The organism is Levilinea saccharolytica, assembly GCF_001306035.1.
Classification (GTDB): Bacteria; Chloroflexota; Anaerolineae; order Anaerolineales; family Anaerolineaceae; genus Levilinea; species Levilinea saccharolytica.
Genome location: NZ_LGCM01000058.1, coordinates 38207 through 61462, shown reverse-complemented (window position 1 = coordinate 61462; position 23256 = coordinate 38207). Strand labels below are relative to the sequence as shown.

Here is a 23256-nt window from a genome sequence, read left to right as displayed (position 1 = left end):
TTCATTACCTTTCTTTATGGATAAGGGTCAGTCTTGCCGGGGCACCTGCCAGAAGACCGCGCGGGCCTCCAGCCAGGCTAAAAACTGATACAGGAACATGCCGACGGCGGCCAGGATGAAGATGGCGGCGAACAGATACGGCAGGTTCAGGTTGGTGTAGGCCAGCCACATGGTGCGCCCCAACCCGCCGGAGGCGCCCGTCCATTCGGCCACCACCGCGCCGATGAGGGCCAGGGGCGCGCTGATCTTCAGCGCGGCGAACAGATAGGGCAGCGAAGAGGGCAGGCGCAGAAAGATAAAGGTCTCCCAGCGGCTGGCGTGCCAGGCGCGGAACAGGTCCAGCAGGGCCGGATCGGTGCGCTGCAGACCGGTGAGGATGTTGACCAGCACGGGGAAAAAGGTCATCAGGGCGGTGATGACGATTTTAGGCAGCACCCCAAAGCCCATCCACAGGGTCAGCAGGGGGGCGATGGCCACCATAGGGGTGGATTTGACCAGGATCGCCAGGGTCATCACGCCGCCTTCCAGCCCTGGGCGTAAGACCAGAACGCTGGCCAGCAGGAAGCCCGCCGACAGGCCCAGCACCAGCCCCACCAGAGCCTCCCCCAACGTGAGAGCCGTAGCCTGAGCATACAGGGAGGTATTTTGGAACAGGGTGAGGATCACCCGGCTGGGGGCGGGCAGCAGGTACACCGGCATATCGAGGAGGCGCACGCCCAATTCCCACAGCAGGAAGAAGGTGAGCACGATCACACCCGCGCTGAGCAGGTCGCGGGGGTTCCAGACGGCGCGAGGCTTCATGCGCCCTCCTCCGCTGGTGCGGCGGCCAGGCCCAGGGCGGCGCGCAGACGGCTCAGCAGCGCCTGGAAGGCAGGCGAGCTTTCGGGGCGCGGGCGCGGCAGATCCACCGGCAGATCCAAAATGAGGCGCGCAGGCCGGGGGGAGAGCACCACCACCCGGTCGGCCAACCGCAGAGCCTCTTGAATGTGGTGGGTGACCCACAGCACGGTGGGGCGCTGGGCCTGCCACAAATCCAGCAGTTCGTGGGTGAGGCGCTCGCGGGTGAGCTCATCCAGAGCGGCGAAGGGTTCGTCCATCAGCCACAGCCCGGCGTCCAGCATCAGGGTGCGCGCCAGGGCCAGGCGCTGCTGCATCCCACCGGAGAGCATGAAAGGGTAAGCGTTGGCTGAATCGGAAAGCCCCACGCGCGCCAGGGCCTCATCCGCCGAAAGGCGGGCGGCATGACCGGCAGGTAAAAAGCGCAGGGCCAGCAAAACGTTATCGCGCACGGTGCGCCAGGGCAGCAGGGCCGGGCTTTGCGCCATCCAGGCCACGCGCCGCTGGGCGCCTGCCTGGGCCGGGGTTTGCCCGCCCAGGCGCAGGCTCCCTTCCTGCACGGGCAGCAGCCCCGCCGCCAGGCGCAGCAGTGTGGACTTGCCGCAGCCGCTGGGGCCGATGACGGCGGTAAACTGGCCGGAGGGCACCGCGAAGCTCAGCTCCGCCAGGGCCGCGCGCGGCGGACGGCCCGCAAAGGTGTGGGAGAGCTGCTCAATTTCCAGATGCATGCGCCAATCCCCGCGCGGGCGTCCCCGGCACGCCCATCCAACCGCGTACCGCCTCGGGACGGATGCGGAAAGCCCCCTGCACCTGCTCCAGCAGGCCGGGGGTCAACTGACCCAAATAGCGGTTGGCCAGGGAACACACCAGTTTGTGCAGGGCCTCTGGCTGGCCCACCGCCAGCGGCTCGGCCACCCCGCGCACCACCACCCGCCGCAGCGGGGGCCAGGGTTCATCCACCGTCAGCGAAACATTGGGGTCCTGGGCAACGTAATCGGCCCACTGCGACCCCTGCCAGGCCACCACGCAAAACCCGCTGCCGTCCCATTCCTGCCAGACGGGGATGACGTGCGGGCGGCCGTCGGGGCGCACACAGGCCAGGCGCGCCGTCCAGGGGCCTTGCAGGAAGCTGGAGATCTCTTCGGGCGAAAGCGGGCCGGAAGGCTGAAGCTGAGCAGCGGGGTGATAGTGAAAGGGGGTGTAGGCGGGCGCACCCATCTGGTGCGAAAGGCGGGCAGCCAGGGCGCGCTGTTCGGGCAGGTGGCGCTCCAGAAAGGCCTCGGAAGACCAGCGGAAGCGCGGGGCGCTGAGCAGCAGGGCAGCCTGGGGGGTGGCGCCGTCGGGACACACCGGCAGGGCCAGTTCCAGGCTGTCCTCATTTTCGCAAAAGTGATAGCCGTAGGTCTGCACCTCGGCATTGGGGAATTCCGCCAGCACTTCGGCTGCGGCACACAGGCCGGGGTACACCTGGCCGGGCTGGAGCACGCTGCGCACCTGCTGGCTGCCCTCCACCTGGCCCACCACCAGCACGCCCGCCTCGGCGCGCACGGTCAGCGCCAGGGTTTCAGGGCTGTTGAGGCGCGCACCTTCCTGATAAAAGGCGGTGAGCAGATCGCGGGAGAGGGGCGAGCTGGACTGCTGCCAGGCCTGCAGGCGCGGCCCAGGATAGTAGCGGCCGCGTTTCTCGGCCTGCTCCACATAGCCCAATGCCTTCATACTGCGCAGCAGCAGAAAGAGGGTACTGCGGGAGATATCCAGCTGTAAGAGCAGTTCCTGGGGTGTGAGGCCGTCTGGAGCAGACAGCAGCAGCTCCACCAGGCGCATGGTGCGTTCGACCGCGGCGCCAAGGGGTAAAGAATCGGACATGCAGCACCTATCGTCTGAGATGTTGGACTTAAGTCCAATATATCAGACGATCTGGGCTGAGTCAATAGTTTAGATAGAGAAAGTTCGGTTGGGCCTCAGGCAAACATCCACAAGGCCGCTCCCGCCAGCAGGAACTGGCCGACGTGATAGGTGATGATCACCGTCAGTTCGCTGTAGCGCAGCGGGCGGATGAAACGCGCCGCCGCCAGGGTGGAATCGGAGAGCACAAACAGCAGCGCCCCGGCCACCGCCATCCAGGCTGGGCCCACCGGCCAGGCCGGGCGGAAGGGAGTCAGCAGCGCCGAAATCAGCATCAGGCCGATCACCAGGCTGTAGGTCACCACCAGGATGATGGTCAGGCGGGTTTCAGGGCCGCGGCGCATCTTGTTCAGCAGGCGCTGATTAAAGAGACCCATGGGCAGCAGCACCGGCAGCAGCAAAAACAAGGCCGTCCAGCGGAACGCCAGCGGCGAGATGTTAAAGCCCACCACATAAAAAGCGTGGGCGGTTAAGAAGGCCAGCAGCCCGCCTAAAAACAAGCGCGGCGGCAGCAGCAGAATATCCCCCAGCATAGAGAAGACCAGCGCCAACCCAAACCACAGCAGCGGGCCGCGCCAGGCGCCCACGGTGGTGAACCACACAATCATCAGCAGCAGCGCCCCGGGCTTGGTCAGCCAGCGCAGCCGCCCCCCGCCGCGCGCCACCACCAACCAATCTGCCGCCGCCATCACCAATGCCAGCCAAAACCAAAAATTGAGCATAGTCCCTGCTTTCGTAAATGAATCGAGGTTGATCAGGAATCTTTTTCGGTGGAATAGCCAAACCCGCGCAGTGCATCGGGGTTATCCCGCCAGTTTTTATCCACCTTGACGCGCAGCTCCAAGAAAATCTTGCGGTCCGACATCTCTTCGATTTTTTGGCGGGCCAGCGACCCAATCTGCTTGAGCATGTCGCCGCCCTTGCCGATCACAATGCCTTTGTGCGAATCGCGCTCCACAAAGAGGGTGGCGGCGATATAGGCGTTGTTTTCGCTGCGCTCGGTGTATTCATCAATGCGCACGGCGATACCGTGGGGCACTTCTTCGCGCAGCAGCACCAGGGCGGCCTCGCGCACCAAGTCGGCGGCGATGTCGCGCTCGTACAAATCGGTGATCTGATCCGGGTCGTAATAAGGCGGGCCTTCGGGCAGGGTTTCCACCAGGGCCGCCAGCAGGGCATCCTGTCCCTGGCCGCGGGCCGCTGAGATCAAGAAGAGATTTGCCCCCGGCAGCAGGGCGGCAAACTGCCCCCGGCGCAGCTCCACATCCGCCGCAGAACAGGTATCCACCTTGTTCAGGGTCAAAAAGACCGGCGGGGGTTGGCTGAGCGCGGTGATGCGGGCAGCGATGGCCTCATCTTCGGGCGTGGGCGGCTGGCTGGCGTCCACCAGCCACACAATCGCGTCCGCGTCGCCCAGGGTGTCGGCGGCCTCGGCGTTCATGAATTCCCCTAGCTTGTGACGGGGGGAATGCATGCCGGGGGTGTCCATCAGCACCATTTGGGCCTGGGGCAGGGTTAAAATGCCCAGTTGGCGGCGGCGCGTGGTTTGCGGACGGGGCGAAACCGCGGCCACTTTTTGCTTCAGCAGCGCGTTCAGCAAGGTGGATTTTCCCACGTTGGGGCGGCCCACCAGGGTGACAAAACCAGAACGAAAGGATGACTCTTGACTCATAACTCCTCCAATAGATGCACGCCTGACGCCTTGCGCGGCGGCCAGAACCACAGGCGGCGCGCATTGACCAACAACACGCCGCCGATAATCAACACCCCGCCCGCGAAGATCTGCCAAGTGAGCGGCTCTGCTAAAAGCCCCACCCCTAAGATCACGCCGACCAGCGGAAAGAGGTAACTCACCAGGGCGGTGCGCGTGGGGCCTACCGAATTTAACAGCGAATAAAACAACAAATTGCCCGCGCAGCTGCCCACAATCCCCAGCCAGCCCACAGCCAGCCAGGAGAGCGGCAGGCGCGGCAGCGTCAGCGGCGCTTCCACCTGCCCGGCGATGGGGATGATCAAAGCGGCTGCCACCCACATCTGCCCCAAGGCCTGCACGCGGGGGTCCAGCCCGCTCAGCCGGCGCCGGGCGTAAATGGGGCTGACGGCATAGCAGATGGACGCCAGCAGCATGCCGATGTGCCCAGACAGCGAGCCGCTCAGCCCGCTGGAAAACGCCTGCGGCGACAGCAGCACGATCACCCCCAAAAAGCCCACCCCCATCCCCACCACGCGCGGCGCGGTCCAGCGGTCTTCCGGTACAAACCAGGGCGACAGCAGAATGGTGAAGAGGGGAACGGTGCTGTTTAAGATCGAAGCCACCCCCGAAGGGATGTGCTGCTCCGACCAGGTGATTAAGAAAAAGGGCAAGGCGGCGTTCAGAATGCCGATGACCAAAAAATCGGCCCAGCGGCGCAGCCCGCCCACAGGCACGCGCCCCGCCCAGGCCACGAGGGTCAGCACCACCGCCGCCAGGAGGATGCGCAGCGCCACCAGGGTGAGGGGCGGCAGTTCGCGCAGACCCAGCTTGATCCAAAAGAAAGAGGAGCCCCAGATCAAACCCAACAGGGCAAATTTACCCCAGTCTTTGATCGACAATCCGCACACCCTCTAACTGGAGCAGCCAGGCCTTGGTGGCGATGCCGCCGGGCGCGCCAAAACCGTGGAGACGGCGGTCGCTGCCCACCACGCGGTGGCAGGGCAGCACCAGGGGCATGGGGTTGCGCGCCAACGCCCCGCCCACGGCGCGGGCCGCGCGAGGCCGCCCTAGGTCGTGGGCCAAATCCGCGTAGGTGCGCACCTCGCCAAAGGCAATCCGCTGGGTCAGCTCCAACACCTCGCGCTGAAAACCGCCCACGCCGCGCCAATCAATGGGCAGGCCAAACAGGCGGCAGTGGCACTGCAAATAGTCACCCACCTGCTCCAGGGCATGGCCCAACCAGGCGGGCGCGGTTTCCGGCGGCTGAGGATGCTCGCCGGGCTGTGGAACCCAGGCGCTCAGGGGTGCAAAAGCCACCTGGCGCAATCCCACTTCTGAGACCGTCACGCAGATGGGGCCGATGGGCGTTTCCGCCAACTCACCCGACCAAACTGGAATCCCCAAATCCCCAATGTTCATATGCCGTCCCTCCGTGCTGAGGGTAAGTATATCAGAGACCCCCACAGCGCACACCCGGCGGTGGGGGGAGTTTTTGGCGCGGCATCCGGCCGAATCTGGCAGTTGTTTGCAGAATTGTTGGGAGGGCGTAGGGTAAACGTAGGGTAAACGTCATGCAGGAATCTGATGGTATTGGTAATATATTTGCAAGGGCGACTTCTCTTCTTCTCCTCCTTAAGAGAGCGCCGGGGTCGGCGTCCCCGGCGCTCGCTAATTTAACCGATAAAAATCAACCCCTTCGGGGGCTGATTTTTTTAAGCGCCGCCCGCCTCTTCGCAGTACCCCGCCAAAGCCAGGGCGCGCGGGCCGGTGTGAATGCCCAGCACCGGGCCGGTGGTGTTGACGATGATCTCCACGGGGTGAAAATCCGCGGTGATGCGCTCCGCCAGCTGCTGGGCTTCCTCGGCCACGCCGCCGTGCAGCACGGCGATGCGCATGGGCAGCGAGGTATCCAGGCGGCTGAAGAACTTCTCGTAAAACACTTCCACAGCCTTGCGGTGGGTGCGCGCCACGGCGATGGGCTCTACCACCCCGCTTTCGTGATTGACCTGGATAATCGGCTTGATGTCGAGCATATTGGCCAGCAAGCCAATGGCTTTGCCAATCCGCCCGCCCTTGCGCAGATATTCGACTGTGTCCATGCACACATACTGCACCAATGAACGGCGCACTTTTTCTGCAACGGCCAGCATGCCCTGCACATTCACCCCCGCCAGCCGCGCCCGCGCCACCGCCAGCACCTGCCACCCCAGGGTCATGGTAGGCCCTTTGGTGTCAATCACATGCACCGGCAGCGAAACCTGTTGGGCGGCCTGCAAGGCGGTTTGGTAGGTGCCGCTCATGCCGGAACTGAGGGTCAGGGTCACAATTTCCTCGGCGCCCTCGGCCTGCGCCCGCTGGTACAGCTCCACAAATTCCAGCACGCTGGGCTGAGAGGAGGTGGGGATGGGGTAGCCCTGGGCCAGCCGGTCGTAGAACTCCTGGGGTTGAATGTCGATGCGGTCCCGCAGCTGCTCTTCGCCCCAAATGACCCGCAGCGGTTGGACGTAAATGCCGTACTGATCAATCATCTCCTGCGGTAAGTCGCAGGTGCTGTCGGTAATAATTGCCACGCGAGAGTCGTGCATGCCGTTCCCTTCCTGTTTCGCCGGATCTAATGTTAATGAGACCATTATACGACCTTTGACCGCCCTGCGCGAAGTGGGCAGTTTAAAACCTGGCCGGATAGCGGGTTTCAGGCGCGGGAAACCGTGTTAAAATCAAACGATATTCCGGCCAGCCCTGCCCCGGGCGGCCCATCGTAGGAAGGGAAACATGTTTGCAAACGCTTTTGAAGATTTGAAGTGGCGCGGTATGGTGTATGACCATGTCGAAGGCGTCCAGCAGCTGCTGGACAGCCAAAAGATCACGGTCTACAACGGCTTTGACCCTACGGGCGACAGTCTGCACGTCGGCCATATGGTCCCGTTGATCGCCCTGGCGCGCCTGCAGCGCTATGGGCACCATCCCATCGCGCTGGCCGGGGGCGGAACCGGCATGATCGGCGATCCCAGCGGGAAGGCGCAGGAACGTCAGCTGCTCAGTCTGGAGCAGTTGGCCGCCAATGTGGAGTCCATCAAGGGCCAGTTGGCGCATTTCCTGGATTTCGAAGTGAAATCGAACCCTGCCCGCCTGTGGAACAACGCCGATTGGCTCGTACCGCTCAATCTGGTATCGTTCCTGCGCGACGTTGGAAAGCACTTCACTGTCAACTACATGCTGGCCAAAGATTCCGTGCGCACTCGCCTGGAACGGGAGGACGGTTTGTCCTTCACCGAATTCTCTTACATGTTGATGCAGTCCTACGATTTCCTCTATCTGTACGACCGCGCCGGCTGCGTGCTGCAGACCGGCGGGAGCGACCAATGGGGCAACATCACCGCGGGTGTGGAGCTGATCCGGCGCATGCGCGGTGGGCAGGCTTTCGGCATGGTGTATCCGCTGATCACCAAATCCGACGGCAGCAAGTTTGGCAAGACTGAATCGGGCAGTGTGTGGCTTTCGGCGGAACGCACCTCACCCTACCGTTTCTACCAATTCTGGCTGAATACGGACGACCGGGATGTGGTGAACTACCTGAAGTACTTCACCTTCCTGCCCAAGGGTGAGGTTGAAGCCCTGGCCGAGGCCACCGCGCAGCGCCCCGAACAGCGCGAAGCCCAGCGCAGCCTGGCGCGGGTGATGACGGATACCGTCCACGGCCCCAGCGCCCTGGCGCGCGCCGAACAGGCCACCCAGGCCCTGTTTGGGGGCGACATCAGCAGCCTGGATGCCGCGGATATCGCCGACGTGTTCGCCGAGGTGCCCGCCAGCGAGCTGCCCAAGAGCCAGTTGGAAGGCGAAGGGCTGGCCGTTGTGGACCTGTTGGCCGGAACCAGCCTGGTCAAATCCAAGGGCGATGCCCGCCGCAGCATCAGCGAGGGCGGTTTGTCCATCAACAACGTGCGCATTCAAGATCCGCTGCAGATGGTGACGGTCAGCGATCTGTTGGCCGGGCAGTTCATCGTCCTGCGCAAGGGCAAAAAGAACTACCATCTGGTGCGCGTGCTGTCTTAGGCGCATCCCTGCTGAAACCATTCGCCAGCCCGCGGCAGAGAACACCGCGGGCTGGCGTTTTTTTAACTTTTCGTCCGGCAGGGCTTAATCTGAATGGCGCACGAACACGTTCAGGGTGCGCCCATCCACTTCGATGCTGTGATCCCAATGAAACCCCAGGCGGGGGGTGGCGGCCAGGGAGAGATGGTTAAAAGCCCCCACCCAGGCTTCCACTGTCAGGCCGGGGGGCAGCTTTTCAAAGGCCTGTTCCACCAAAGACCGCCCCAACCCGCGCAGGCGGTACTCTTTGTGCACCAGAATGGACGCATAGGGGTTTCCCTCGGAACGGTAAATGCCCACATACCCGATTAACTGGCCTTGCGCGCTTTCGGCCACCACCACCGAGAGGGCCTGTTCACCGAACAAGCGCTGGTGCGCCTTTTCCAGGGTGTCAATTTGCCCGATGGGGATGGTGCTGGCCCAATCGGATTCACTGGCAAAATGGAGCGAAAGATCCACTAATGCAGCTTCATCCTGCGGCTCTGGAGTGCGGATACGAAACATGTTCATAGGGCGCGGTCACTCCGTGAAGGGATAGCGGTAATAATTGGTCTGCGGTTGGGTAAACCCCAGGCGCTGGTACAGGCGGTTGGCCGCGGCGCGGGCGGGGCGCGAGGTCAGCTCCACCGATTTTGCACCGCGTTCGGCCGCCAGGGCCAAAGCCCAGCGCGTGAGGGCCTCGCCAATGCCGCGCCCGCGCGCCGCCTGATCCACGACCACATCCTCCACCCAGGCGCGCACACCGGTAGGCGCGGGGAACACCGCCAGGGTCAGCACGCCCACGATCCTGCCCTCCAGGCGGGCTGCCAGCAGGCTCACCGCGGGGGAAGAAAGGATGGAGGCCAGCGCAGCCGCATCCGGCGCGGGCAGGCTGGGGTTCAATTGCGGCATCAAGATTTGAAAAGCCGAAACCAATTCATCATCCATCGCAGATAGGATTGAAATGGTTACATCCGAGGGGAGGGTTGGGTAGGGGTAGCGCGGCATCGCTAAGCCCTTTCTTTACAATAATGATCCATCCACCATCACATCCGTGCCCCCGCCCACCTCCACCGAAACCGCGTTGCGCCCGGCGCGTTTTGCACGGTACAGGGCGGCGTCGGCGCGCTGCAGAAGCTGATCGAGGGTTTCGCCGTGCAGATTCAAGGCGGCAACCCCCAGGCTGGCCGTCACTGCAGCCGTGCCCTTGAGGGTGGGGATTTGCAGGTTAAAGACTTCCTGCCGCAGCCGTTCGGCGGCCGTGCGCCCTTCTTCCAAATCAATTTCGGGCAGCAGCACGCAGAATTCTTCGCCGCCGTAACGCCCGATCAGATCGCTTTTGCGCAGGGCCGACGACAGCGCCCGCGCCACCTCGCGCAGCACATGATCCCCCGCGGAGTGGCCGAAGGTATCGTTGATGTCTTTAAAGTGGTCCAGGTCAATCATCACCGCCGAAAGGGGCGAGCCGTAACGCTGGGCGCGGATCACCAGGCTCTCCGCCTGATAGAAAAAGTGACGGCGGTTAAACAGGCCGGTGAGGGTGTCGGTGACCGCCAGGTCGTTCAGCTGCTCAAACAGGCGTGCGTTATGAATGGCCAACGATGCCTGCTGCACATACAGATTCAGCAAATCCATGCTGGCCGCGTCAAAGGTGCTCGGCCGGTAGCTGCCCAATGCCACCGCGCCCAACAGCACCCCGCCCGACAGCATGGGCGCGCCGACTGCCTCTTCCAGCGCGATGGTGGCGTAGCGTGGAGAACGGTTCTCCCAGCCTTGGTAACCTTTCACCAAGAGCGGCTGTTTGGTTTTCGCGGCAAGCCCCATCAACCCTTCGCCCATTTCCACAATATCGCCGCTGGTGTCCTTCTCTAGACCGCAAGAAGAAACCACCCGCAGATGGTCGGCTTCCGGCTCATATAAAACCAGCTCACCAGTGTCAGCAGAAAGCAGGCTGCGGGCGTTTTCCAGGATTTTTGAAAGGAGAGATTTCAGGTCAAATTCTGTGGCCAGCTCCACCCAGATCATGCGCAGCGCGTCCAGCTGCTTCACGCGGATGCGTTCAGCTTTGAGCAGTCCTTCCAACTGTTTATCCACCCGAACGCGCTCGCTGATGTCGCGGATGGCGGCGGCATGTACCATGCGTCCCTTCCATTCAAAAGCCTTCCCGATGATCTCCACCGGAAACACCGTTCCGTCTTTGCGGCGGTGGTAACGCACGGGAACCAGCACCTGGCCGATTTCGGTGCTGTGTGTGGCGGTGCGGGTTTCTTGCGGCTGAGCGGAGACATCCGTGTTTTTCAGGCTGAGCAGCTCTTCGCGCGTGTACCCATACATGGGCGGGCCGGCTTCGTTCACATCCAGTATCTGACCGGTTTCATTGTCAATGATAAAGATGGCGTCGGAGCTGACCTGCACCAGGGTGCGGAACTTGAGTTCGCTGTCCTGCAGGGCCAGTTCGGCCTGCTTGCGCTTGGAGATATCGCGCAGCAAGATCAAATGCCCCACAAAAGCGCTGCGATTTTTCAGCGGGATGGTGCGCGCTTCCACAAACCGCCCGGGGGAAAGCTCAATTTCGCTTTGCGGCACGGGGTTGGCCACCAATGAGTCCAAAAACGGCAGGGCGGCGCCTACTGGCCGGCTGATGACTTCTTCTTTGGGGTTTGAAAGCATAGAGCGTGCCGCCGGGTTGATATCCAAAATGCGGTTCGCGGCGTCCATCACCACCACGCCGTCCTGCAAGGCTTCAATCAGCGCAGCGCGCGCCACCGGCAGCAGCACATAGCTGCTGTCCCAGGCCACCGCCAGGCCGTACACCAGGGCAGCCAGCCCCAAACCCGCGGGGGTCAGATCCAGGCCGTTGAGCTGCTGGCGAAAGATCAGGTAAGCCAGGTTGGCCGCCACCGGCAGCGTGCTGATGCCCAGCAGCAAAGTCACCTGGCGGCGGTGAACGCTGAGCGGGCGGCGCAGCTCCTGCACCATCCACACCCAGGAAAGGGCCACCAAAAAATAGGTGTAAAACACGTTCAGCCAGAACCAGGGACCGTGTTCAAAGTGCAGAGGCCCGGTGGCGCCGCCCGCCGAAAGAGTCACCCGGCTCCAAACCAAACCGTGAGCGTCATTGGTCCAGGTCAGGATCAAGGTCACCATGGGCAGCACCGCCAGCCAGCGGATGCGGGGGAGCTGCAGCCAATTGCTTTGATGGGTGGCTTCGGCCACCAGCAGCGCCCACAGCAAAGGCACCCACACAATGCCAAGATACTGCACCTGTGCCCAAAACAGCTTTTGGGTGAAAACCTGTGTGCCCCACTCCAGGCTGTAACCCACCTGCCAGGCGATGAGCGCCACCAACAGCATGCAAAATTGCGGCCGGGCCAACATGGCCGGGCGCAGGCGAGCCAGCACCAGCAAACCTAGCGGGATGACGGCTGCCAGCAGGATCAATCCTGAGAGAGGCGTGAGGTGCCAGTTCATCATTTTTTATTGTAGCACGGCGCACAAAAAAACCAACTGGTTGACACGCCGCGCAGACGCTTCTAGATGGGCCGAACTTTTCGCCCGCGCCCCCACAGCATCACCGCGGCCGCCGGCAGGGCCAGGGCGGATGCGCAGCCCGGCAGACGCGGACCTTTGGCGCTGGGCGGCACGGGCGGGGTGGGGCTGGCCAGCAGGGCCTCAATGGGGATCTCGGTCGGTTTGGCTGTGGGCGTGGCCGTCAGAATCAAATAATCCGCGCGGGAACCGTCCCACCGCACCAGATCGGGGGCCGAAAGCCCCACCTCCTGCAGCAGATCCAGCGCCTGGGTCAGTTTGGGGTCAATTTCCAGCGCGCGGCGCAGTTCCAGAACCGCACGGCGGGCGTCACTGTACTGCGAAGCGAAAATGCCCTGGTCGCTCCAATAGGCCCGCAGCCACAGCAAATCGGCAAAGCCGTAATGCCACAGCGCATCTTCCGGCAGCAGCTCGACGGATTTTTCATACGCGCTGACGCTTTCCGCGTACATTTCCTGTGCCGCCGCGTCCATGCGCATGCCGCGCCGCAGCCGCAGCACGTCTTTCAGCGCCTTACCCAGCCGTCCCCAGCCTTCGCCGTCGCGCGGGCTGCGCTGGGTAGTTTCGCGCTCTTTCAGCACCTTTTGCCAGGCGTCGGGCATGGTCACCAGCACGTTCAGGTTATCCTGCGGGCCGGGTTCCAGGTCTTCGAACACCCAGCGGATGGACTGCCCGGTAAAGACCCCCCCAGGGGTCATCCCGCCAAAGCCCACGCCTTCATCGAAAATGACGTTCTCTTGGCTGGCGGGGTAGGGCAGGCGCACCTCCAGCTCGGCTTTGCCGATCGTCCCCTGCCAGCCCGCGCCCGTTTCCAGGATATAGCGGAAGGAGACGTTGGGGAATTCTCCCATGCCGTCGCAGCCGTAGCGCACCCACAGCACCACTTCCTCGCCGGGCGGGAAGGTCACGTCAAAGGCGGCCCAGGGCAGGGGCGTGTCTTCGTATTCGCTGGGGTTGGGGCTTTCCACGCGGCGGGTGGGGACGCTGCGGTTGTTGACCTTGACCTCGATGCTGCGGATCTCTGGAAAGCGGCCAAAGCCGTCGGAAGAGCCATTCCAGAAGGAGAGCGGGAAGCGCACGGTCATTTTCTCTTCGGCGCTGCCCAAATTGCGCAGGTTAAATACCGCCTCCACCGTGGCTGAGCCTGGGGCAGCCCCATTGGGCTTAGGCAGAACCGTCAGGGTCACCTTTTCGGATTCCATGCGCACCTGGGTGATCTCTGCGCCTGGGGCGGGGTTGGCCCCCGGCGGCCAATCCGGCGGGGCCACATCGGCCTGAACCGGCAGGGCAGCCTGCCAAAGCAGGCCGAAAGCCAAAGCAAAGACGGCAACACCACGGATGAAGAGGGTAAGTTTTCGCATGGCGCACTCCGGGGGAATGGGTGAGTATATGGAGCATTGTACTCGAAATAAACCCAATGATTTCCATCGAAAGGGATTCGCTGATACAATCATTTTGCGGAACCGCAATTTTAGATGAGGAGCAAGCGATGACGGCTCATGATTTTTCCTACGACTTTATCGGCGAAATTCTCTTTTCGCAAGAAGAAATCGAGCGGCGTGTGCAGCAGTTGGGCAACACCATCACCCACGATTACCGCGGCTCGGAAAAGCTGCTGCTTTTGGGCCTGCTGCGCGGCAGCGTGATGTTCATCACCGACCTGATGCGCAAGGTGCAGCTGCCGCTGACCATGGACTTCATGTCGGTGTCTTCCTATGCCGGGGCCGAATCCAGCGGTTTCATCCGCATCGATTCCGACCATAAAACCAATATCGCCGGTTGGGATGTGATCCTGATTGACGACATTGTGGATACAGGCTACACCATCGCCACCATCCGCAAGCTGCTGCTGGACCGTAAACCGCGCAGCCTGAAGGTGTGCGCCCTGCTGGACAAGGTGGAGCGCCGCAAGGTGGACATCCCCATTGATTACTGCGGCTTTCAAATGCCGGACTATTTTGTGGTGGGCTACGGCCTGGATATTGATGAAAAAGGCCGCAATCTGCCCTATATCGCCTCGGTAGATTTGGACAAATATCACAAGATCTACGGCTGAGTCAGCCAGGAGGCGTGTATGGATGAATTTCTGCGCAAGCTGCAAGCCTGGTGGCGCTCGCTGTTCGCCGCGCCCACCCCGCCCGCACCCCCGCCGCCCACCGGATGGGAGATTCAGCCGGTGGAACGCAAGGTGCTGGCGATTTTGTTTGACCCCCTGGTGCCTTCGCACGACAACCAGCCCCTCTCGAAAGTGATGCGCTGGAACGACCCCGAAGCCCTGATGAACGCCTACATTCAAGACCTGCAGACGGTCAGCGGCGGCTATGTGCGCTATACCATCACGGAGCGCATCACCACGCATGCCTTCCCCATTAAGGCCGACGGGTTTCGCTACACCCCAGAGGAATATCTGGCGGTGATCCGCGGGGAAAGCAGCGCCCACCAGCCCGACTGGCTCGATTACCACCGTCTGGTGGCCGATTTTAACCTGGTGGAACGCGTCAACCGCGGGGACGCGGACGAGATCTGGCTGATGGGCTACCCCTACGCCGGCTTTTACGAATCGCGCATGGCCGGGCCGGACGCATTTTGGTGCAACGCGCCCGCCTTGGAAAACGCGGGCAGCTTTAACCGCCGCGTGATTTTGATGGGCTTCAATTTGCAGCGCGGGGTGGGCGAGATGTTAGAGGCCTTTGGCCACCGGGCGGAATCGATCCTCCAGCATGTGTACAGCACTGCCAGCGGCACGCCCAACTTTTGGGAGCGCTTCACACGCTACGACAAAAGCCACCCCGGACAGGCCGAGGTGGGCACTGTGCATTACGCCCCCAACAGCCGCACCGATTATGAATGGGGCAACCCCACCCCCGTGCTCACCCGCTGCCGCACCTGGAACGATTTTCCCCAGCTGCGCGGCGAGGCGGTGACAGTGGGCTGCGCCGAATGGGGCGGCGGCGACATCCGTCAGCACCACCTGTGGTGGCTGGGGTATTTTCCGCGCCAGGCAGGTTTCACCGGCAGCGTGGCCAATAACTGGTGGCTGTATGTGATTGATCCCAACCAGGTGCGCTGAGCGCGCGCTGGATTTTGAACCTGAAGGAGAGCATAACCGCATGGAATATCGCAATTTAGGCCCCTCTGGGCTGCGGGTATCCGTCATCGGACTGGGCACCAACCGCTTTGGCTCCAAGCTGGATCAGGCGGGGGTGAACGAAGTCATCGCCGCGGCGCAGGATCACGGCATCAATTTCCTCGATTCGGCCAATATCTACACGGATGGGCGCTCCGAAGAAACCCTGGGCGTGGCCCTCAAGGGCCGCTGGAACCGTTTTGTGCTGGCCACCAAGTTCTATTTCGAAACCGGCGAGGGCATCATGGAGCGCGGGGCCTCGCGCTACAACATTTTCAACGCGGTGGAAGACAGCCTGCGGCGTTTGCAGCACGACCACATTGATCTGTATTACCTGCACCGTTGGGATGAGACCACGCCGATTGAAGAAACCCTGCGCGCACTGGACGACCTGGTGCGCATGGGCAAGGTGCGCTACATCGGCGCATCGGCGTTTGCCTCCTGGCAGCTGGCCCACGCCAATCTGCTGGCGGAAGTGCGCGGCTGGACGCCCTTCATCGCCCTGCAGTCGCATTATCACATGCTGGAGCGCGGGGTGGAAACCGAGGTGCTGCCCTACTGCCGCGCGCACGGCACCGGTTTTGTGCCCTATTTCCCCCTGGCGGGCGGCTTCCTCAGCGGCAAATATCAGCGCGGACAGGCCGCCCCCGCCGGTTCGCGCGGGGAAAGCAGCACCTATGTGCAGCAGTACATGACGGACGAAAACTACGACCGCATTGAAAAGCTGGACGCCTGGGCCAAAGCCCGCGGCCGCGGCTTAAACGAGCTGGCTCAGGCCTGGCTGCTGGCTCGCCCCGAGGTGCGCTCGGTCATCACCGGCGCCACCCGGCTGGATCAACTGCTGGCCAATGTGAAAGCCGCGGACTGGAAATTGAGCGAGAGCGAAATGGCCGAGGTGAACGCCCTTTTGGACAATGCGCCGCGCGGTTTGGTGGAATAAGCCAGACCTCCGGCGGAAAGGTGAGATCGGATATGAGCGAATCCAAAGAAATCGACAAACCCCTGCTCACTACCCCCCTCAGCCAGCGCGGCTGGCCGGTGTGGGTGGTGTACACCCTGGCGGCGCTGGGGGCGCTGTATCTGCTGAACCCCACCGCCGGAATCCTCGAATTCCTGCCCGATAACATCCCCTTCATCGGCAATTTGGATGAAGGCGCCGCCTTTATGCTGGTTTGGGCGGGCCTGCTGGAATTTTTTGAAGGGCGCAAGTACCGCAGCGCCCCACCGGAAACCCCCAATTCTCAACCCCCTACGGAGGAAAACTCATGAGCACCAGTGTGTATAAGAAAATTGAGTTAACCGGCACCTCGTCGGTCAGCATTGAAGACGCCGTGCAAACCGCCATCCATAAGGCGGGCGAATCGGTGCGCGGGATGAGCTGGTTCGAAGTGGTGGAAACCCGCGGCCGTATCGAAGGCAGCCAGGTGACCCAATGGCAGGTGACGGTGAAGGTCGGCTTCGCCGTAGATTAGCCCCCTGCTTTCCATTCAGCAGATCTCACCCAAAGCTGGGGCGCGGCCGCCCCAGCTTTGGATTTAAGCACGCCTCAGGCGGCTTTTTCCGGCAGGTAAAGCTCGGGAACAAAGGTCTGGTCGGTGATCGGCGGGCGCACATAGCCGTGTTCTTCCTGGCGCGGGGGCAGCTGAATGGGTTCGGGGGTCAGGTCCTGGTAAGGGATCAAACTCAGCAGGTGGCGGATGCAGTTCAGGCGGGCGCACATTTTGTTGTCCGCGTTGACCACATACCATGGGGCCTGTTTGATATCGGTGTGGGCGAACATTTCATCTTTAGCGCGCGAATATTCCACCCAGCGCGAGCGCGACTGCACGTCCATCGGGCTGAGCTTCCAGCGCTTGGTGGGGTCGGCGATGCGCGCCTGGAAGCGCTTTTCCTGTTCTTTATCGCTGACCGAGAACCAGTACTTGATCAAAATGACGCCGGAGCGCACCAGCATGCGCTCAAATTCGGGCGCGGAGCGCAGGAATTCGCGGTATTCATCGTCGGTGCAGAAGCCCATCACGCGCTCCACCCCGGCGCGGTTGTACCAGCTGCGGTCAAAGAGCACCATCTCACCCGCAGCGGGCAGGTGCACCACGTAGCGCTGGAAATACCACTGCGTTTTTTCGCGCTCGGTGGGGGTGGGCAGCGCCACCACGCGGCACACGCGCGGGTTCAGGCTTTCGGTGATGCGCTTGATCACCCCACCCTTTCCGGCGGCGTCGCGGCCTTCAAAGATCACCACCACCTTCAGCCCCTGGGAACGCACCCACTCCTGCAATTTGACCAGCTCAATCTGCAGGCGGCGCAGCTCTTTTTCGTAGGTTTTTTTGTCAATGGTCACGGCGTCGGGCTGCGGCGGGGGGCCGGCCGGGGCGCGCGCAGGAGCTACCTCTGCTGACTTCTTGTGAGCCGCTTTCTCTTTTTTTGCCATCGAACCCTCCCTAACCTGCGGGTAAACATGCGGGCGGCTGTGATCAAATGTGGGTGTGGGGAATGAAACGGTATCTTTATTATAGGGTTGAATCGCGGAAAAGAGCTCTTTGGGTATGGGGCAATTCATTCACCCATTTGCGCGAACGGCGGCTGCCTCTGCTCAGAACCCTGCGCTGGAAAGCCCCCATTCCCCTGGACAGATTCACATGGAATGCTATAATAGTTAAGTACCTTAATTACTTTGCCCTCCGAGCCGCCCCTTATGCCCGAAAACCCGCCCAACGCAGACGAACTGCTGCACATTTTACTGGATCAATTCTGGGATACTTTTCCCCCCACCTGGAACCACATTCGGGTCAACATCCGCGCGCTGGCTGCCCGCCAGTTTGATCTGACCGTGGAACAGTTCCATGTGCTGCGCCTGATCCGCAAAGGCATTACCTCCGCCAGCGAATTGGCCGAGGTCAAGCAGATCAGCCGCCCGGCCGTCAGCCAGGCGGTGGATGGGCTGGCAGAACGCGGCCTGGTGGTGCGCCGCACCCATGCCCAGGACCGCCGCCGCGCCCAATTGGAGCTGACCCCTGCCGGGGAGGCCCTGCTGGACACCATCTTCCAACACAACCGCGCCTGGATGGCGGAGAAATTGACCGGGTTGTCGGCGGAAGAGATGCGTGCCGTCATTCAGGGGTTAACCGTGCTGCACCAGGTGTTCAACCCCTCTTCTCAATTCGATAATATGAAGCCGCCCGCGACCGGCGGCCATCCAAAATAGGCGGTAGACCCATGCGCGCTTTGCAAAAACTGCTGCGATTCGTAAAACCGTATTCCAACTATGCCCTGCTGTCTTTGCTGCTGCTGTTCATCATGGTGTTTCTGGAACTGGCCATCCCGCGCCTGATCCAGCGCATCATTGATCAGGGCATCAAGCAAAACAACTTGACCGTGGTCTGGCAGACTTCGCTGCTTATGCTGGGGATCTCTCTGCTCAGCGCATTGGTGGCGGTGGGCAACAACATTTTCTCGGTGCGCACCGGCGAAAGCGTGGCCCGCGACCTGCGCGACGGCATCTTTGTGAAGGTGCAGCAGTTTTCCTACGGCAATTTGGACCGCTTCACCACCGGCAACCTGCTGGTGCGCCTGACCAGCGACGTCGGCGCGGTGCAGCGCCTGCTTCAGGTTTCGCTGCGCATTGGCACGCGCGCGCCCATGCTGATGATCGGCAGCCTGATCCTGATGTTTAACACCAACCGCCAGCTTTCGCTGACCATGGTTCCGCTGCTGCTGGTCACTTTGGCCATCATTGTGGTCTTCAGCATCCGCATGGAGCCGTTGTTCCGCGTGGTGCAGCAAAAACTGGACCGGCTCAACACCGTGCTGCAGGAAAATATCGCCGGGGCGCGCCTGGTGAAGGCTTTTGTGCGCGCCGATTTCGAGAGCCAGCGCTTCGGGGCCGCTAACCAGGATTTCACCGACCGCACCGTGCGCGTGATGCAGTTCATGTCGGCCATGTCGCCTATTTTGACCCTGTTCGTGAACGCCGGCATCGTCACCGTCATTTGGGCGGGCGGCTTGCAGAGCATCCGCGGCGAATTGACCGTGGGCGAGATTGTGGCCTTCACCAACTACATGATGACCACCATGACCCCGCTGACGATGATGACTGTGCTGTCGAACACCTGGGCCAACGGCATCGCCTCGGCCCAGCGCATTCATGAGGTGCTGGACGCCGAACCGGAGGTGCAGGAAGCTCCTAACGCGGGGCGTCTGCCGGAGGACATCCGCGGGGAAGTAGTGTTTCGCGATGTCGGTTTTCAATATCAGGGCAGCAGCAGCGCCGTGGTGCTGGATGGGATTAACTTGCGGGCGGAACCCGGCCAGACGGTGGCCATTTTGGGGGCCACAGGCGCCGGAAAGACCACCCTGGTGAACCTGATTCCGCGCTTTTATGACGTGACCCAGGGGCAGATCACCATTGACGGAGTGGACATCCGCAGCCTGCAGCAGGATTCGCTGCTGGCGCATGTGGGCATTGTGCCGCAGGAGAGCGTGCTGTTTTCGGGCAGCGTGCGCGATAACATCCGCTACGGCCGCCCCCAGGCCAGCGATGAAGAGGTGACCGCCGCCGCCCGCGCCGCGCAGGCCCACGAATTCATCCTGGAACTGCCCAACGGCTACGACACGCGTGTGGAAGAGCGCGGCGTCAACCTTTCCGGCGGCCAAAAGCAGCGTATCGCCATCGCCCGCGCCCTGATCACCCAGCCGAAAATCCTCATTTTGGACGACAGCACCAGCTCGGTGGATGTGGAGACCGAAACCGAAATTCAAAACGCGCTGGAAACCTACCTGCACGGCCGCACCAGTTTTGTGGTGGCCCAGCGCATCAGCACCGTGCTGAACGCGGACAAGATCATCGTATTGGAGAAGGGGCACATCGCCGCGCAGGGAACCCACGCGGAGCTGATGCGCACCAGCCCCATTTATCAGGAAATTTACGATTCACAGCTGGGCGGGGGCTTGCAGGAAGCGCAAACCCCGACCCTGGGGAGTGTGCAATCATGAGCAACTTACCAGTCACCACCCGCCCCAACGATCTGCGCAGCCGCATGCAGGGGCGCATGCCGGCGGGCGCCGCCCGCATTGAAAAAGCCCAAAACCCGCGCCACGCCCTGCTGCGGCTGCTGCCCTACCTGCGCCCCTACCGGGGGGCGCTGCTGGGGGTTCTGGCCCTGGTGCTCACCTACACCCTTTTGGGTCTGGTGGCCCCCTACCTGCTGGGCGTAGCCATTGACCGTTTCATCAGCCAGCGGGACGCTGCCGGTCTGGCGCGCACAGCGCTGACCATGCTGGGGGTGTACGCGGCGGCCAACCTGTCGCAGGCGGCGGCCAACTGGGTCATGGCCAATCTGTCGCAGCGCGCCCTGCAGGGCCTGCGCCGCGAATTGTTTGCCCATTTGCAGTCCCTTTCCCTGCGCTTTTTTGACACCCACCCCGCGGGCGAGCTGATGAGCCGCCTGACCAACGACATTGAGGCCGTCAACCAGGCCATCTCGCAAAACGTTACCGCCCTGCTGGCCAGTGTGCTTTCGCTGGTGGGCATCCTGGCCGCCATGTTCATTCTCAACCCCTGGCTGGCCCTGGCCACCCTGATCATCGTGCCCCTCACCTACTGGTTCACCGAATTTGTGGCACGCTACACGCGCAAGGGCTTCCGCGACTTGCAGCAGCACCTGGGCGGGCTGAACGGGGTGATGGAAGAGGCCATCAGCGGCCAAAAAGTGGTCAAAGCCTTCCGGCGCAATGATTCTGTATTGGAGGCCTTTCGCCAGCAGAACCAGGCCGTTTATCAGGCGGGTGTGTATGCCAACAGCTATGCCTTGCTGCTGATGCCGCTCACCAGTGTGCTGGGCAATTTCTTTGTGATCGTGCTGGCGGGGCTGGGCGGCTGGCTGGCTTTGCTGGGTCTGGCCAGCGTGGGCACCATCGCCACCTTCATTCAATACGGCCAAAACTTCACCCAGCCCATCCGCCAGCTGGCCAACATGTACAACGCCATTCAGGCCGCCTTGGCGGGGGCCGAGCGCGTGTTTCAGGTGATGGATGTGCGTGCCGAGGTGGAGGACGCCCCCGAGGCCCAGCCGCTGCGCGCCGCCCAGGGGCATGTGCGCTTTGAGCATGTGCGCTTTGGCTACCATTCCGATCACCCCGTGCTGCACGATTTCAGCCTGGAGGTGCCCGCCGGACAGACCATCGCCCTGGTGGGGCCCACCGGCGCGGGCAAGACCACCATCATCAACTTGCTGACGCGCTTTTACGATATCCAATCCGGCCAAATCAGCGTGGACGGGGTGGACATCCGCCAGATTCGCAAGGCCGACCTGCGCCGCCAGTTGGGGCTGGTGCTGCAGGACACCTTCTTGTTCGCCGATACCGTGATGGAAAACATCCGCTACGGGCGGCTGGAGGCCAGCGATGAGGAGGTGATGCGCGCCGCGCGCCTGGCGGACGCGGATCACTTCATCCGCCAGCTGCCTCAGGGGTATGAAACCCGCCTGTCGGAGCGGGCCAACAATTTGAGCCAGGGGCAGCGCCAGCTGTTGGCCATCGCTCGCGCCATTTTGGCCGATCCGGCCATTTTGATTCTAGACGAAGCCACCAGCAGCGTGGACACTCGCACCGAGCTGCGCATTCAGAAATCCCTGCTGCGCCTGATGGAGGGCCGCACCAGTTTTGTCATCGCCCACCGTTTGAGCACCATCCGCGACGCGGATCGGGTGGTGGTGATTAACGACGGGCAGATTGTGGAGCAGGGCAGCCACCCGCAGTTGTTGGCTGCGCGCGGGTTTTACCATCATTTGTACCTCAGCCAGTTTAAGGGCCAGACCATTTAGCAGGGCGTCATCGCGGGGCCTTTGCATGTCATCGCGACCCAGCTCACCATGTCATCGCGACCTGCCCACCATGTCATCGCGAGCCGCGAAGCGGCGTGCCCTCGCACTTCGAGGGCGCGGCGATCTCTACCTCGGCTTTCTCCCTTCCCTCAGGGTAGAGATTGCTTCACCCCCAAAGAACGGGGGTTCGCAATGACATCTGGGCTTGTTGTCACCGCCCCCCTTTGCATATCATCGCGACCTGCCCGCCGTGTCATCGCGAGGGCGGTTTTTGCCCGAAGCGATCTCTACCTCGGGGCAGCACGGGCGCGTCTGAGACGCGCCCCTACAACACGCCCCTACAACACGCCCCTACAACACGCCCCTACAACGCGCCCCTACAACGCGCCCCTACAACGCGCCCCTACAACGTGTCCCTACATCACACCCCTACAACGTGCCCCTACAACACGCCCCGATCATGCGCCCAACCCAAACGGTGCGTTCGATGCACCCAAATGCACCCTGCCCGCTGGTCATATTAGAAACAAACCAGGGTTGCAATCCATAGAAATTGTCACTTGACATTTTACAGTATAAGTGTAAAATTACAGTTATACTGTAATTATCAACTCCCGAAGAGAAAGTCATGTCAAATGAATTCACATTAGACGACCTCGTAAATCTCAGCGGATTACCTCTCCGTACGATTCGCTTTTACGTACAAGAAGGTTTGCTCGAAGGCCCAGATACGCGGGGAAGGTTTTCTCTTTATTCTCAAAGACATCTGGATCGCCTTCAAGTCATTAAGCGATTAAAAAAATTAAGACTTCCTCTTCAGGAAATTCGCAACCTGTTAGCTTCCATGACGCCAGAGGAAGTTAACCGCCTGTATCCCGAACAGGATGTTCAGAGCCCTTACGCGAGACAGGGCGCTGAAGTGGAATCGAAACCTTTGCCGGCTTCTGGTGCCGGGGCAAGTGCTCTTGAATACATCCGGAATCTTGAGTTGGCGCGTAGAAACATTCAGTTAGTCGGGGAGGCGTCAGAATCAAATACATCCCAGGAAAAAAGACCGGCAAGCAGCGGTTTGGCGAACGAGAACGAACAAATTTTGGCAGGTAGGGTTCAGCAAAATTGGCGCAAGATCATAATTTGCGAAGGGGTTGAACTGCACTTGCTGGAAGGCATAAGTGCGGAAGATGATCCAAAAATCAAGCAATTATTGATGTATATCGACCAACTCTTTGATGACAAAGCACAAAAGGGGTAGC

General features: G+C 61.7%; 23 protein-coding genes. 10 read left to right on the top strand and 13 right to left on the bottom strand.

Annotated features, from left to right (window positions below):
- Window positions 1-27: 27 nt before the first annotated feature.
- From ADN01_RS15695 to ADN01_RS15660, 8 genes are all read right to left on the bottom strand, one after another.
- Complete coding sequence (locus ADN01_RS15695; protein ID WP_062416825.1) at window positions 28-801, bottom strand: ABC transporter permease; 774 nt, start codon at window positions 799-801, stop codon at window positions 28-30.
- Window positions 798-1565: an ABC transporter ATP-binding protein gene (locus tag ADN01_RS15690; protein WP_062416824.1), complete on the bottom strand. Its 768-nt coding sequence runs from the start codon at window positions 1563-1565 to the stop codon at window positions 798-800. The genes ADN01_RS15695 and ADN01_RS15690 overlap by 4 nt, the downstream gene beginning before the upstream one ends.
- Window positions 1549-2703: a pyridoxamine 5'-phosphate oxidase family protein gene (locus ADN01_RS15685; protein ID WP_062416823.1), complete on the bottom strand. Its 1155-nt coding sequence runs from the start codon at window positions 2701-2703 to the stop codon at window positions 1549-1551. The genes ADN01_RS15690 and ADN01_RS15685 overlap by 17 nt, the downstream gene beginning before the upstream one ends.
- 95 nt (window positions 2704-2798) lie before the next feature.
- A complete protein-coding gene (locus tag ADN01_RS15680; RefSeq protein WP_062416822.1) occupies window positions 2799-3464 on the bottom strand; it encodes a lysoplasmalogenase in 666 nt (221 codons plus the stop codon).
- Between the two features lie 32 nt (window positions 3465-3496).
- Complete coding sequence (gene era / locus ADN01_RS15675; protein WP_062416821.1) at window positions 3497-4414, bottom strand: GTPase Era; 918 nt, start codon at window positions 4412-4414, stop codon at window positions 3497-3499.
- Window positions 4411-5334, bottom strand: a complete 924-nt coding sequence (locus ADN01_RS15670; protein WP_062416820.1) for a DMT family transporter — start codon at window positions 5332-5334, stop codon at window positions 4411-4413. The genes era and ADN01_RS15670 overlap by 4 nt, the downstream gene beginning before the upstream one ends.
- Window positions 5312-5854, bottom strand: coding sequence for a methylated-DNA--[protein]-cysteine S-methyltransferase (locus ADN01_RS15665; protein WP_062416819.1), 543 nt, complete (start codon window positions 5852-5854; stop codon window positions 5312-5314). The genes ADN01_RS15670 and ADN01_RS15665 overlap by 23 nt, the downstream gene beginning before the upstream one ends.
- 293 nt (window positions 5855-6147) lie before the next feature.
- Window positions 6148-7020 carry a DegV family protein gene (locus ADN01_RS15660; RefSeq protein WP_062416818.1) on the bottom strand — a complete coding sequence of 291 codons (873 nt, stop codon included), beginning with the start codon at window positions 7018-7020 and terminating at the stop codon, window positions 6148-6150.
- A gap of 187 nt (window positions 7021-7207) precedes the next feature.
- On the opposite strand from ADN01_RS15660, the gene tyrS reads away from it, so the two are divergent.
- On the top strand, window positions 7208-8488 hold the full coding sequence (gene tyrS / locus ADN01_RS15655; protein ID WP_062416817.1) for a tyrosine--tRNA ligase: 1281 nt from the start codon (window positions 7208-7210) through the stop codon (window positions 8486-8488).
- A gap of 84 nt (window positions 8489-8572) precedes the next feature.
- Here tyrS and ADN01_RS15650 read toward each other — a convergent pair whose 3' ends face one another.
- The 4 genes from ADN01_RS15650 to ADN01_RS15635 form a co-directional block, all read right to left on the bottom strand.
- On the bottom strand, window positions 8573-9037 hold the full coding sequence (locus ADN01_RS15650) for a GNAT family N-acetyltransferase (protein ID WP_062416816.1): 465 nt from the start codon (window positions 9035-9037) through the stop codon (window positions 8573-8575).
- Between the two features lie 9 nt (window positions 9038-9046).
- A complete protein-coding gene (locus ADN01_RS15645) occupies window positions 9047-9454 on the bottom strand; it encodes a GNAT family N-acetyltransferase (protein ID WP_062416815.1) in 408 nt (135 codons plus the stop codon).
- A 75-nt stretch (window positions 9455-9529) separates the two neighbouring features.
- A complete protein-coding gene (locus ADN01_RS15640; protein ID WP_082142571.1) occupies window positions 9530-11980 on the bottom strand; it encodes a diguanylate cyclase in 2451 nt (816 codons plus the stop codon).
- 59 nt (window positions 11981-12039) lie between these two features.
- Window positions 12040-13416 carry a tetratricopeptide repeat protein gene (locus ADN01_RS15635; protein ID WP_075071269.1) on the bottom strand — a complete coding sequence of 459 codons (1377 nt, stop codon included), beginning with the start codon at window positions 13414-13416 and terminating at the stop codon, window positions 12040-12042.
- 128 nt (window positions 13417-13544) lie between these two features.
- Here ADN01_RS15635 and hpt point away from each other — a divergent pair, with 128 nt between their 5' ends.
- The 5 genes from hpt to ADN01_RS15610 are packed head-to-tail and all read left to right on the top strand — an operon-like array spanning window position 13545 to window position 16654.
- Window positions 13545-14111: a hypoxanthine phosphoribosyltransferase gene (hpt, locus tag ADN01_RS15630; RefSeq protein WP_062416811.1), complete on the top strand. Its 567-nt coding sequence runs from the start codon at window positions 13545-13547 to the stop codon at window positions 14109-14111.
- 18 nt (window positions 14112-14129) lie between these two features.
- Entirely contained in the window at window positions 14130-15125 is a 996-nt protein-coding gene (locus ADN01_RS15625; RefSeq protein WP_062416810.1) for a hypothetical protein, read from the top strand.
- 40 nt (window positions 15126-15165) lie between these two features.
- Window positions 15166-16122: an aldo/keto reductase gene (locus ADN01_RS15620; protein WP_062416809.1), complete on the top strand. Its 957-nt coding sequence runs from the start codon at window positions 15166-15168 to the stop codon at window positions 16120-16122.
- A 32-nt stretch (window positions 16123-16154) separates the two neighbouring features.
- Window positions 16155-16451, top strand: a complete 297-nt coding sequence (locus ADN01_RS15615) for a DUF1232 domain-containing protein (RefSeq protein WP_062416808.1) — start codon at window positions 16155-16157, stop codon at window positions 16449-16451.
- A complete protein-coding gene (locus ADN01_RS15610) occupies window positions 16448-16654 on the top strand; it encodes a dodecin (RefSeq protein ID WP_062416807.1) in 207 nt (68 codons plus the stop codon). Before ADN01_RS15615 ends, ADN01_RS15610 begins: the two co-directional genes overlap by 4 nt.
- 74 nt (window positions 16655-16728) lie before the next feature.
- Here ADN01_RS15610 and ppk2 read toward each other — a convergent pair whose 3' ends face one another.
- Window positions 16729-17613, bottom strand: a complete 885-nt coding sequence (gene ppk2, locus ADN01_RS15605) for a polyphosphate kinase 2 (protein ID WP_082142570.1) — start codon at window positions 17611-17613, stop codon at window positions 16729-16731.
- 264 nt (window positions 17614-17877) lie between these two features.
- Here ppk2 and ADN01_RS15600 point away from each other — a divergent pair, with 264 nt between their 5' ends.
- The 4 genes from ADN01_RS15600 (at window position 17878) to ADN01_RS15585 (ending at window position 23255) form a co-directional block, all read left to right on the top strand.
- Window positions 17878-18387 (top strand): MarR family winged helix-turn-helix transcriptional regulator, encoded by a 510-nt coding sequence (locus ADN01_RS15600; RefSeq protein WP_062416806.1) that lies wholly within the window; start codon window positions 17878-17880, stop codon window positions 18385-18387.
- 11 nt (window positions 18388-18398) lie between these two features.
- Window positions 18399-20174 (top strand): ABC transporter ATP-binding protein, encoded by a 1776-nt coding sequence (locus tag ADN01_RS15595; protein ID WP_062416805.1) that lies wholly within the window; start codon window positions 18399-18401, stop codon window positions 20172-20174.
- On the top strand, window positions 20171-22003 hold the full coding sequence (locus tag ADN01_RS15590; protein ID WP_075071268.1) for an ABC transporter ATP-binding protein: 1833 nt from the start codon (window positions 20171-20173) through the stop codon (window positions 22001-22003). Before ADN01_RS15595 ends, ADN01_RS15590 begins: the two co-directional genes overlap by 4 nt.
- A gap of 628 nt (window positions 22004-22631) precedes the next feature.
- On the top strand, window positions 22632-23255 hold the full coding sequence (locus tag ADN01_RS15585) for a MerR family transcriptional regulator (protein ID WP_075071267.1): 624 nt from the start codon (window positions 22632-22634) through the stop codon (window positions 23253-23255).
- The last annotated feature ends 1 nt before the right edge of the window (window position 23256 follow it).

Bases quoted from the DNA above. Each gene is read 5' to 3' on its own strand.
- ADN01_RS15590 (WP_075071268.1), top strand. From the start codon at position 20,171: ATGAGCAACTTACCAGTCACCACCCGCCCCAACGATCTGCGCAGCCGC.
- hpt (WP_062416811.1), top strand. From the start codon at position 13,545: ATGACGGCTCATGATTTTTCCTACGACTTTATCGGCGAAATTCTCTTT.
- ADN01_RS15680 (WP_062416822.1), bottom strand. From the start codon at position 3,464: ATGCTCAATTTTTGGTTTTGGCTGGCATTGGTGATGGCGGCGGCAGAT.
- ADN01_RS15650 (WP_062416816.1), bottom strand. From the start codon at position 9,037: ATGAACATGTTTCGTATCCGCACTCCAGAGCCGCAGGATGAAGCTGCA.
- ADN01_RS15600 (WP_062416806.1), top strand. From the start codon at position 17,878: ATGCCCGAAAACCCGCCCAACGCAGACGAACTGCTGCACATTTTACTG.
- ADN01_RS15690 (WP_062416824.1), bottom strand. From the start codon at position 1,565: ATGCATCTGGAAATTGAGCAGCTCTCCCACACCTTTGCGGGCCGTCCG.
- ADN01_RS15615 (WP_062416808.1), top strand. From the start codon at position 16,155: ATGAGCGAATCCAAAGAAATCGACAAACCCCTGCTCACTACCCCCCTC.
- ADN01_RS15695 (WP_062416825.1), bottom strand. From the start codon at position 801: ATGAAGCCTCGCGCCGTCTGGAACCCCCGCGACCTGCTCAGCGCGGGT.
- ADN01_RS15620 (WP_062416809.1), top strand. From the start codon at position 15,166: ATGGAATATCGCAATTTAGGCCCCTCTGGGCTGCGGGTATCCGTCATC.
- ADN01_RS15665 (WP_062416819.1), bottom strand. From the start codon at position 5,854: ATGAACATTGGGGATTTGGGGATTCCAGTTTGGTCGGGTGAGTTGGCG.
- ADN01_RS15685 (WP_062416823.1), bottom strand. From the start codon at position 2,703: ATGTCCGATTCTTTACCCCTTGGCGCCGCGGTCGAACGCACCATGCGC.
- tyrS (WP_062416817.1), top strand. From the start codon at position 7,208: ATGTTTGCAAACGCTTTTGAAGATTTGAAGTGGCGCGGTATGGTGTAT.
- ADN01_RS15595 (WP_062416805.1), top strand. From the start codon at position 18,399: ATGCGCGCTTTGCAAAAACTGCTGCGATTCGTAAAACCGTATTCCAAC.
- ADN01_RS15610 (WP_062416807.1), top strand. From the start codon at position 16,448: ATGAGCACCAGTGTGTATAAGAAAATTGAGTTAACCGGCACCTCGTCG.
- ADN01_RS15645 (WP_062416815.1), bottom strand. From the start codon at position 9,454: ATGGATGATGAATTGGTTTCGGCTTTTCAAATCTTGATGCCGCAATTG.
- ppk2 (WP_082142570.1), bottom strand. From the start codon at position 17,613: ATGGCAAAAAAAGAGAAAGCGGCTCACAAGAAGTCAGCAGAGGTAGCT.
- ADN01_RS15640 (WP_082142571.1), bottom strand. From the start codon at position 11,980: ATGATGAACTGGCACCTCACGCCTCTCTCAGGATTGATCCTGCTGGCA.
- era (WP_062416821.1), bottom strand. From the start codon at position 4,414: ATGAGTCAAGAGTCATCCTTTCGTTCTGGTTTTGTCACCCTGGTGGGC.
- ADN01_RS15660 (WP_062416818.1), bottom strand. From the start codon at position 7,020: ATGCACGACTCTCGCGTGGCAATTATTACCGACAGCACCTGCGACTTA.
- ADN01_RS15625 (WP_062416810.1), top strand. From the start codon at position 14,130: ATGGATGAATTTCTGCGCAAGCTGCAAGCCTGGTGGCGCTCGCTGTTC.
- ADN01_RS15585 (WP_075071267.1), top strand. From the start codon at position 22,632: ATGTCAAATGAATTCACATTAGACGACCTCGTAAATCTCAGCGGATTA.
- ADN01_RS15635 (WP_075071269.1), bottom strand. From the start codon at position 13,416: ATGCGAAAACTTACCCTCTTCATCCGTGGTGTTGCCGTCTTTGCTTTG.